The sequence below is a fragment of the Brevibacterium sp. Mu109 genome, assembly GCF_900169375.1.
Classification (GTDB): domain Bacteria; phylum Actinomycetota; class Actinomycetes; order Actinomycetales; family Brevibacteriaceae; genus Brevibacterium; species Brevibacterium yomogidense_A.
Map to the genome: position 1 here is coordinate 1 of NZ_FXZF01000051.1, position 9593 is coordinate 9593.

10 protein-coding genes are annotated in these 9593 nt (G+C 61.7%); 6 read left to right on the plus strand and 4 right to left on the minus strand.

Annotated features, from left to right (window positions below; all coding sequences use genetic code 11):
* Positions 1–212: 212 nt before the first annotated feature.
* Together BSP109_RS17100 and BSP109_RS15770 are read right to left on the minus strand one after the other, a co-directional pair.
* Entirely contained in the window at positions 213–461 is a 249-nt protein-coding gene (locus BSP109_RS17100; protein ID WP_146001199.1) for a hypothetical protein, read from the minus strand.
* 239 nt (positions 462–700) lie between these two features.
* The gene (locus BSP109_RS15770) at positions 701–2089 is read right to left on the minus strand and encodes a hypothetical protein (RefSeq protein ID WP_146001200.1); all 1389 of its coding nucleotides are present in this window, start codon (positions 2087–2089) and stop codon (positions 701–703) included.
* 193 nt (positions 2090–2282) lie between these two features.
* Between BSP109_RS15770 and BSP109_RS15775 the strand changes: the two genes are divergently transcribed.
* On the plus strand, positions 2283–2603 hold the full coding sequence (locus tag BSP109_RS15775) for a hypothetical protein (RefSeq protein WP_087054955.1): 321 nt from the start codon (positions 2283–2285) through the stop codon (positions 2601–2603).
* 5 nt (positions 2604–2608) lie between these two features.
* Here the strand turns inward: BSP109_RS15775 and BSP109_RS15780 are convergent, their stop codons facing one another.
* Both BSP109_RS15780 and BSP109_RS15785 read right to left on the minus strand, forming a co-directional pair.
* The gene (locus tag BSP109_RS15780) at positions 2609–4090 is read right to left on the minus strand and encodes an IS30 family transposase (protein WP_219618578.1); all 1482 of its coding nucleotides are present in this window, start codon (positions 4088–4090) and stop codon (positions 2609–2611) included.
* Positions 3972–5243, minus strand: coding sequence for an ISL3 family transposase (locus BSP109_RS15785; protein WP_101601878.1), 1272 nt, complete (start codon positions 5241–5243; stop codon positions 3972–3974). Before BSP109_RS15785 ends, BSP109_RS15780 begins: the two co-directional genes overlap by 119 nt.
* Before the next feature lie 249 nt (positions 5244–5492).
* On the opposite strand from BSP109_RS15785, the gene BSP109_RS17105 reads away from it, so the two are divergent.
* The 5 genes from BSP109_RS17105 (at position 5493) to BSP109_RS15810 (ending at position 9515) form a co-directional block, all read left to right on the plus strand.
* Positions 5493–6134, plus strand: coding sequence for a hypothetical protein (locus BSP109_RS17105; RefSeq protein ID WP_146001201.1), 642 nt, complete (start codon positions 5493–5495; stop codon positions 6132–6134).
* 207 nt (positions 6135–6341) lie between these two features.
* Positions 6342–6896 carry a copper resistance CopC family protein gene (locus tag BSP109_RS15795; RefSeq protein WP_101601881.1) on the plus strand — a complete coding sequence of 185 codons (555 nt, stop codon included), beginning with the start codon at positions 6342–6344 and terminating at the stop codon, positions 6894–6896.
* A gap of 89 nt (positions 6897–6985) precedes the next feature.
* Positions 6986–7561, plus strand: a complete 576-nt coding sequence (locus BSP109_RS15800) for a copper chaperone PCu(A)C (RefSeq protein WP_101601883.1) — start codon at positions 6986–6988, stop codon at positions 7559–7561.
* Positions 7558–8790 carry a Dyp-type peroxidase gene (locus BSP109_RS15805; protein ID WP_101601884.1) on the plus strand — a complete coding sequence of 411 codons (1233 nt, stop codon included), beginning with the start codon at positions 7558–7560 and terminating at the stop codon, positions 8788–8790. Before BSP109_RS15800 ends, BSP109_RS15805 begins: the two co-directional genes overlap by 4 nt.
* A 26-nt stretch (positions 8791–8816) precedes the next feature.
* Positions 8817–9515, plus strand: a complete 699-nt coding sequence (locus tag BSP109_RS15810) for a PepSY domain-containing protein (RefSeq protein WP_101601886.1) — start codon at positions 8817–8819, stop codon at positions 9513–9515.
* Positions 9516–9593 lie beyond the last annotated feature (78 nt).

Consider the following 9593-nt stretch of genomic DNA (forward strand, 5'->3'; position numbering starts at 1 on the left):
CAACGGCCGACTCGAGCACCTGAGAGGCACGGCACTCGGGTTCCGGAATCTGGGCCACTACCTGCTGCGGGCACTGCTGGACACCGGAGGGTTCAGACCACTCCTACACTCTCATCTGCGATGAGCCGACAAAGGTGCTGTACGCGAATATCAAAAAGTAGCTGACGGCGAGTGAGAGGTAGGTTTCGGAGGGAGACCTACCCCTCACTCCCTCATGTCTCGTTAGGGTCTGTCCCCTTGAGTCGAACCGTCGCGACTCGTGTCCCTTCGTCGAACACGGCCCACAAGCCGTAGGTGCGCCCTTCCGCCCTGTCCTCAGCCCAGCGAAGCGCCTCATCGACCTCACAGTCGACGAGTTCCCACTCATCCGATGATCCTGCTTCACCCCAGAAGATGACCCAGTACCGAGGGTTGGGTACTTCGCTCTCGCCATGCCGCGGGTCAATGGGCTCACTCTTCATGGAGTGACTCTACCCTGCGCTGACACCATTTCGGCCTGCCTTCGTCGCTGACGAGACACTCGGAGTACGCATGCCAATTCTCGCTCTTCGTAGTTCTCTGGCGTCGTTGCGCCTAGCGCGGACGGTCAGTTCGTCTGACAGGTTAGAGCAACGGGTACACCTGGGCTGACACGCGCGGCCCATAAGGGACCAAAAGACGCTTTAGTCTGCATCGACGACCACGTCGCCAGTCAGATGGATCATGCGCCGTCAACGGGGACCCGGCTGCGGATGAAAAGGGTCTGCCGCAGTGTCACCAGCACGAGCAATAGCATGATCGCCGAAGGCAACAGATCACCGATGAGCCAGCCGATCGAGGGTGCGCTTACGCGCGATACCTCATCGCTGTTCGATGCGTAGGGCTCATCTGGGAGTACCACGGTGCTGTCGGGTGCGATCGTGAGCGTGAAATCGACCGTCCGCTCAGTCCCCTCCGCCGTCATGGCAGTCGCTGTGAGACGGTAGTCACCAGGAGTTAGGCCCGCGGTGGCCGCGTCATCAAGAGTCTCCTCCACCCAGAAGGATCCATCGCGCTCAACAGGTGCCGAAGCGATCGGCGTATGCCCCGGTTCGAGAAAGAGAATCGCGTCCGTTCCTTTCTGTAGGCCCGAGCCGTCGGCGCTCACCGTGAGGTCTGCCGGTGACGTCCCCGTCACATCGCCCGTGTACGCGCTCAGCGACAGCGAGGGCTGCAACTGCAGAGCATTGATCGCAGTCACCCCGTATCCAAGCGACATGCCAGTGACCACCACCGTGAAGACGATGGACAACACATGAGCGAGCAATCGTGCCCCGGATACAGCAGAACCGAATCCCGCACGGCCCCTCTGCGGAGGAGATGCTGCACGCACGGCGAAGAGCGTTCCGGCGATGATGCCAGCCGCGATGAGCGCCTGAACGACTACCCAGATCCACGCCTCCAGCGCGGTCTGTGTGATGTCGTAGATGATGAGTCCGAAGATGAGGGCGGCGGCGATGGCGAGGATCGGCGCGCTGTAAGCCCACGCGAGTGAGCGCTGATGCGTCTCAGCTCCCGATACATCTGCCTTAGCCACCTTCTGCTCCTCCCGTCCTGTAGGAGCATCCCTCCCCGGATTACTAGGGGGACGGGCGGTGAAGATGAAGCCGATCAGGATGGCCACCACCACGATGCCGGTGTACAGCGCGATTGGCAGGTACGCGGCCAGTGCCCGTTCAAGAGGGGTGCGGACGCTCGAATCGGAGAGGAAATGGGTGAAGAAGACGGAGACGGCGCTCCAGGCGGCAAGCCCGATACCGATAACGGTGATCGTCGTCGACAGCCGCAGCACGGATTGCGGGAGGAGAACCCCGCTCCTAACCTGTACGCGGGCAACACATCCTCGTCCCAACAGGCCACCTGCGGTGAAGACCGCAATCGCCACAAGAGTCAGATACGTAGAAGGTCTCACCGGTACAGCCGTACCAGGATCCCATAGCTCCTCTGCAGGAAGACCCGCTACCACGAGCACATCACTAAGCGCCGCAAGCAAGAACAGCACCCACCCGATAGCAAGGCCTGCAAGGACGAACCATAAGGCGACGCGGGCGGACGTCTGGGGCAGGTGCATGTACGAACTGTAACCACACTCGATGGCGGTCTCAACCGGTCAACGCACCACCCGCCTACTCTGTCAGGTCTTCGTGCCGTAGGTGCCATGTCTGCGGTAGCGAGACCCAGCGATGCCGCCCCCGTATCCTCGAGGGATGAACATGAGTCGTGGTCGCGCAGTTGGGAGTGCTTTCTCCGCGAAGGAGAAGACGGTGCTGGATCTTCTGTGCAGCGGGGATCACCCGTACCGTGAACTGGCTCGCGAGCAGCTCCGCGTCGCGTCGTGGGGTGGGTACCAGCTCGACGAGTGCGACTGCTTCCTTATCTCGGTTCCCAAGTTGCCGAAGGCAGCCCGGATCAGGCACGGTGGCGGACCGTTCTCTACCTTGGATGTCTCGCGCGCCGGAGAAGGGCTTGGCCAGCTCGATCTATGGGTCGTCGACGGTTACCTGCACTCCGTTGACTACATGACCTACGACGATCACGAGATGCTGCCTGACCTCGAAGATGACACTCTCGAGCCGCTCTACTGAGCCGTTTAGGCGAGCCTGCAAGCACGAAGTCGTTCGCGGCTGCTCAGCCAGTCAAGGACCTGGCGTGGACGTGTGTTGATCTTGTTCGCGATCTGATCGAGTTCGTCTTGAGTGAAGCGGTACAGGTCGGCGTTCTTCGCCAGGTACTGGCGTAGGAGCCGGTTGGTGTTCTCGTTCGAGCCTCGTTGCCACGGTGAGCGAGGATCGCAGAAGTAGACGTGGATGCCGAGGTCGTGGGCGAGTTGTTCGTGCTCTGACATCTCTCGACCTCGATCCCAAGTGATCGACCTCAACAGTGATTTCGGCATGCCGCGGAGGTTCTGGACGAGCGCGGCGCGGACGTCTGGGCCCTTGATGCCATCGAGCTTGACGAGGCGAACGATCCTGGTGGTGCGTTCCACGAGGGTTGCCACGGCGCTGGGGCGTCGCCCCATGACGAGGTCCCCTTCCCAATGCCCTACCTCGGTCCGGGTCTCGATCTGCTCTGGTCGATCATGGATAGAGACCATGTTCCGCAGCCGGCCCCGCCCGTGCCCGGCACGACGCGCTTTCCTCGAGGTGCGCATGCCGCGCCCCGACCGCAGATGCGTCTTCAGCGTCGAGGGGAGCGACAGGCGCGAGCTGATGTAGAGGGTCCGGTAGATAGCCTCGTGCGAGATCCGTACTCCCTGTGCTGAAGCCGGAGTCAGTCGGAGCCATGCCGCGATCTGCTGCGGCGACCAATCCGCCATCAGCTTCTCCTGCACGATGCTCCGCAGGTCATCGTGCGTTTCCAGCTTGCACGGCTTCGGACGCCTCGCGTTCTCCCACGCTCGTCGATCGGCTGCCGCAGCCCGGTACTGCGTAGGTCCACCGTTACGGGCGATCTCCCGCGAGACCGAGGAAGCAGACCGGCGCAGGCGAGTCGCGATAGCGCGCGCGGAATCACCGGCCGCGAGTCCGCGGGAGATTTCCTCTCGTTCAGTGAGCGACAGTCTCAGCGGTGCCCGTGAACGCGCTGCCGGGCGGATCCCGCCGGTCACTGCCAGGAGCCGACGCACCGCCTCACGGTTGCAGCACACAGCCCGGGCGATAACCCGGACCGGCTCGCCCGCGCGCCATCGTTCCCATACCGCGTCCTGCTGTTCGAGACTCAACACCATGCCCGGGCCTCCTCGCCGATCTATCCGCATGCTTCCACCACTGGGTGGTGCGTTGACCGGTTGAGACCGCCATGGATTACAGTAAAAAGGCGGGCCGGAACTTTCTGTTGCCCAGCAACTTCCTGACGATGTACCGGAATCTGAAAACGGTGCTGTGTAAAACCAGCAGGCGCCAAGAAGAACGGAAAACGCTGATGTCCATCTCAGGCAAACGATAAGCGGCTCTTCACGAACGAGGGTGTAGTCGGGGTCTGAAGCCTCCGGCTTCGAGCAGACTCCTCGCGATATAGTGCCTGAGATTCCGGAAGCCGAGAGCAATCCCGCGGAGATGCTCCAGCCGACCATTGATCGCCTCGGTTGGGCCGTTACTGGTCCCGGGCCGGTCGAAGTAGCCAAGGACATCAGCGGCTCGTTGCTTGAGCGTGCGGGCGAGCTTGCGGACCTCGACGAGCTCGATGGGAACACCAGCGCTGATCCGCTCGATCGTGTGTTGCAGGAAGAACTTCCCCAGCCCGCGGTCCGTCTCCCGATACGCAGTGATCATGTCCTGGTAGACACCCCAGGTCGCTTCAACCGCGACGTGGCGATCCTCGGCGAACACCTCGTCGAGTCGGGCGTGCTGCTTCTCGGTGAGAAGGCCCGCTCCGGTGAGCAGGGTCCGGCGGGCCCGGTAGAGCGGGTCACCTGTCCTTCCCCGACGGCCGAAGACATCGCGCTGGACGCGACGTCGGCAGTTCTCCAGCGCGTCACCGGCAAGCCGGATCACGTGGAATGGATCCATGATCGGGGCAGCGTCGGGAAGCTCCTCGGCTGCGGCGGTCTTGAACCCGGTGAACCCGTCCATCGCAACGACCTCCACACCCTCACGCCACTGTTGTGGGCGGGCGGCGAGCCACTGCTTGAAGACGGCCTTGGATCGACCTTCGACCATGTCCAGCAGGCGGGCAGGTCCGTTCTTGGAACGCACCGGAGTCAGGTCGATGATCACGGTCACGTACTTGTCACCACGCTTCGTGTGGCGCCATACGTGCTCATCGACCCCGATCGTGGTGACACCATCGAACCGGTGTGGGTCATCGTTCGCGGCCGACCACGACACTGCCAGTCCTGCCGCGACGCGGGAGATGGACAGGTGGTCCACCACGATGGCCGCCAATCCCCACCGCAGGCCGCCGCGGGAGATCTTCGCCCGCTGTGGTGCCGCTGTCGTCGTGTCCTGGCGCCACACCCGCGCGCACCCGGAGCACTTGTAACGGCGGACACGGATCAGCAGTGTCGTGGGCCGGTGCCCGAACGGCGCGTGCGCGAGTCGGCGCACTACCGTGTCCCGCGGCACGCCTTCACAGCCGCACCTGCGGCACCACTGGTCCGGGGCGACCACACGACACTCGAGCACCGTACGGTCAGGCTCCAGGCGTTGCCCGACAGCTTCAAGGCCAAGCTCATCGAGGCGGCAGAACGTCGTCAGGCAGGGCGCATCAAAAGTAGAGTGGGGCATGTCGAGGTCTTCCGGATGACGAGTGTGAGAACTTCCATCATCAGGGAGACCTCGACTCCTACCTCACCAACGACGCGCTCAACCGACTACACCCTCAATTACGAAGAGCCCGTTTACGCCGTCACCGAGCGATCAACTCCACGTATCTGTTGCTCAAGTGAACCGCTACTCGAATAGGAAGAGGTGATCACCTCTCCGAGCGGGACACCGAGAAGCCCTGGGTTGGGTCTGGCATGAGACAATGGCCCCATGACAGTAGAGGCCCGGCACCGACGTCTTTGTCGAGGACTCACTGCTGCTCTATTCGCTTCCTACACCGCGCTGGCCTCCCACGTGCTCGCGGGCGGGCCAGCCCCCAGCGGCTTGGGGATGGGCATCACGCTATTGCTTTCAGCGTTTGTCTGCGTTGTCCTCGGTGGCGCTCGTTTGTCTCTGTGGCGACTGTCCTTGTCGGTTCTGGCTAGTCAAGGGCTTTTCCACTGGATGTTCAGCGCAACGGCAGGACGTCACAGCATGCCTGACCCGGCAACTGAGATCGAGGGCCCCTCGAGTGCGGCGATGCATGCGCATCATCACATCGATGCTGATTCTCTTGTGCTGCCAGTGGTCGAAACGTCTGCGCACTCGCACACTTCCGGGGCCATGGTGGCTGCTCATATCATCGCAGCGGTCGTCACGATTGCCGTCTTCCACTGGTCAGAAGTGCTGCTTATACACCTAGTGATGTTGGCGCGCCTGGTCTGGAGCGTGTTTGCTCCACTCATCTTTACCATCCGGCTCTTCCCAACGAGCCGCTTGCCTCGCCCGTCCGACCACGTGGACGAGGCCCCGTCGGATACTGTTCCGCTGACTTCCATTCTGCGGCGAGGTCCGCCGGCACTGGCGCTCTGAGCAGCACCTCCACAAACTCCGTGAAGCCGAACTAGAACCATCGACGCGCTCAAACTTCTGACGCACCGGTGGTGACTTGCAAAGCTGTGACTACGAGTGTGCACGTCGCTCGTCTTCGATTCGGCACCGCCGAAGACGAACGCTGGGGGCTCTGTTCAGTGCGCTCCACGCGCCAATACACTGCTTCTCACAGAAGGCCATTTGTCGATGCTTCTTACCCGATTGCGGTTTCTGATCCTCATCGGTCTCGCATACGTCGCACTGAGCGCCAGTCTGAGCACCCCTGTGATCGCGCACGACCAGTTGCTGTCGAGCACGCCCAGCGTCGATGAGAACTTTTCGGATGCCCCGCAAGAGATCTCGTTGCAGTACTCAGCTGAAGTCATGCAGGTCGGAGCACAAGTGCTCCTGACTGACAGTGAAGGCGGATCATTCGCGGTGGGTGAACCGTCTTTCGACGGCACATCCGTTTCTGCACAGATCACGGACGAACTACCGGAAGGCGCTTACACCATCGCGTGGCGTGTGGTGTCGTCCGACGGGCACCCCATCAGCGGCATCGTCCCCTTCACCGTCGGCGACGCGCCACACAATCGTGACGCCGCATCCAAGGCCGATGGCCCTGTTGAGGCCGCCGAAAAGCCCGCAGCATCTCAAACAGGTATGAACCCAATCTGGGTTCGAACCGCCCTCGTCGGGGGCGGGGGAGCTGCCATCGCTTTCGGCATCTACGCCGCCGTCGCTATGCGGAAGAAGAAGTAGGCGCCCCACCACGGAGTCAAAGGCACGGCGCCTACTGCTGTGATGGCTACCTCTACTCACCATTCCTGATTCTTAGAAAGGCGCATGTTATGCGTAACACTCACCTATTTTTCACTGCCCTCACGTCCTCAGCTGTGCTCGCTCTCACGGCCTGTGGAGGAAGCGACCCGGCGGAAGAGACTGCACCGCCCGTAGCCGAGACCGTCGTCATTCATGATGCGTGGGTCAAGGCCGCCGAGACGGGCATGTCCGCGGCATTCGGAGGGGTCGAGAACACTGGCGATACCGACGCGGTCGTCACTGCATCGACTTCAGAGGCTTCCACGGCCCTCGAGCTCCACGAGACAGTGGAGAACGAGGCCGGCGAGATGGTTATGCGTGAGAAAGCGAACGGATTCACCATCGCCTCAGGAGAGACCCTCGCCCTCGAGCCAGGGGGGAACCACATCATGCTCATGGACCTCGTTGAACCGCTGGAAGCGGGCCAGGAAATCGTCTTCACACTGACTTTCTCGGACGACTCTTCCGTCGAGTTCTCCGCTCCGGTAAAGGATTACTCCGGAGCTAACGAGAACTACGACGAAGGGGACGAAGAAGGAAACGACGAGCACAGCGGGCACGACATGGACCACGACATGTCCGATGATCACACGGACGAGGGGTGACGGCCGAAGAACCCACGGTCTCACCTAGTACTGGTTGGTCCCGGCGACGGCTGCTGCTTGGCAGCGCAGTCGCCGGGGCCGGCGGCCTGGCAGCGCTGGGCGCCGACTTCGCCGGCCGGCGCCTGGACGCTCGCAGCGCCGGTGAGGCAGCCGGACCGTTGAATGGAGAGCTACGTGTTCCGTTCTTCGGTCCTCACCAGGCTGGTGTGACTGTGGATCCACAAACTCATGCAACGTATGTTGCGCTTGATCTGCGAGAAGACGTAGATCAACAGCGGTTGCGGCGACTGATGGGTATTTTGACTGAGGACGCGGCTCGTCTGACACAGGGGGTGCCTGCGCTGGCGGATTCCGAGCCGGAACTCGGTACCGTCCCTGCACGACTGACGATCACGTTCGGGTTCGGCACACAGCTCGTGGACAGGGCAGCAGGGAGAGCGCAGAATCCTGCGTGGCTTCGGCCTCTGCCTGCGTTCGGAATCGACCGGTTGGAAGACCGGTGGAGCGGAGGAGATCTCCTCCTGCAGTTCAACGCGGACGATCCGTTCACGATCGCTCATGCGGTCCGCATGCTGCTCAAAGATGCCAGGAATTCCACCACCGTCCGCTGGGTACAACAAGGATTCCGTCGGGCTCATGGTTCCGAGCGGCCGGGCACCACGATGAGGAATCTGTTCGGGCAGGTCGATGGAACCGTGAATCCCAACCCAACCGACTCCGACTTCGACACCCTGGTGTGGAGTTCTGAGGGTTGGTTGGCTGGCGGCACCAGCATGGTGCTGCGGCGCATTGCCATGGACGTCGACAAATGGGATGAGCTTGATCGTCCCGGGAGAGAGCAGTCCATCGGCCGCACGTTGTCCAATGGCGCACCGTTGACGGGAACTCACGAGCACGACGAGCCTGATTTCGAAGCCAGAACGCCTATCGGTTTCCCAGTCATCCCCGAGTTCTCCCACATCGCTCGAGCCCGGACACCTGATCTGTCGCAACGGATCCACAGGCGTGCCTACAACTACGACGATCCGCCGACGGGCGAGGAGATCTCGAACACAGGGCTCTTGTTCGTCTCGTATCAGGCAGACGTGGACAAGCAGTTCGTCCCTGTACAGAAACGTCTCGATGAACTTGACCTCTTGAACGAGTGGACCACGCCGATCGGTTCCGCAGTCTTCGCCATCCCACCGGGCTGCGCGGAAGACGGCTATATCGGCGACACGCTCTTCTGAGCTTCCAAGCACAAAAGGAATCATTCATGACCACCCTGACAACTATCCCCCCAGACCAGATACCCCCACCCTCAGCGCAGTCGCGCCCGCCGAGCGCCCGTCGGTGGTTCGGACAGTTCGTGAGGCGGCTGCATTTCTACGCCGGCATCTTCGTCGGTCCGTTCATCCTGATAGCGGCACTCAGTGGCGCTCTGTACTCACTGACACCACAGATCGAGAAGGCTGTCTACGCCCAGGAACTATATGCCTCGGAAGCTGATAACTACCTGCCACTCGCTGACCAGATCGAATCAGCGAACACCTATGTCGGACCGGACGAGACTCTCACTGCGGTACGGCCCACGCCTGAGTCAGGTCAGACCACGCGAGTGATGTACGCAGGTGAAGGCCTCGGCGCGAGCGAGAGTCGCGCCATCTTCATTGACCCTGCTACTGCAGAAGTCCAAGGGGATCTTACTGTCTACGGCACCAGTGGCGCGCTGCCTCTGCGTACATGGGTCGATCAACTTCACCGGAGTCTTCACTTAGGCGATGGAGGGCGTCTGTACAGTGAGCTCGCCGCATCGTGGTTGGGCGTCATCGCAGTGGCAGGAGTATGCCTCTGGGGCATCCGGGCGAAGAAGACACGCTCGGCGAAGAAGATGTTGAAACCCACCCTGAAGAAGAAGGGACTGCGTGTTATGTCTCAAGAGATGGGTGACAGTTCTGCATCAGGACATCGGTGACAGTGTGGGGCGTCTTGGTGGTGACACTTCCCGACTGTGATTGAGGGGTGAGCAGAAACGAACCCGTTGATCCCCGCG

Coding starts and splice junctions, on each gene's coding strand:
- BSP109_RS17100 (WP_146001199.1), bottom strand. CDS start 461: ATGAAGAGTGAGCCCATTGACCCGCGGCATGGCGAGAGCGAAGTACCC.
- BSP109_RS15770 (WP_146001200.1), bottom strand. CDS start 2,089: ATGCACCTGCCCCAGACGTCCGCCCGCGTCGCCTTATGGTTCGTCCTT.
- BSP109_RS15780 (WP_219618578.1), bottom strand. CDS start 4,090: ATGGTCGGCTGGAGCATCTCCGCGGGATTGCTCTCGGCTTCCGGAATC.
- BSP109_RS15785 (WP_101601878.1), bottom strand. CDS start 5,243: ATGCCCCACTCTACTTTTGATGCGCCCTGCCTGACGACGTTCTGCCGC.
- BSP109_RS17105 (WP_146001201.1), top strand. CDS start 5,493: ATGACAGTAGAGGCCCGGCACCGACGTCTTTGTCGAGGACTCACTGCT.
- BSP109_RS15795 (WP_101601881.1), top strand. CDS start 6,342: ATGCTTCTTACCCGATTGCGGTTTCTGATCCTCATCGGTCTCGCATAC.
- BSP109_RS15800 (WP_101601883.1), top strand. CDS start 6,986: ATGCGTAACACTCACCTATTTTTCACTGCCCTCACGTCCTCAGCTGTG.
- BSP109_RS15810 (WP_101601886.1), top strand. CDS start 8,817: ATGACCACCCTGACAACTATCCCCCCAGACCAGATACCCCCACCCTCA.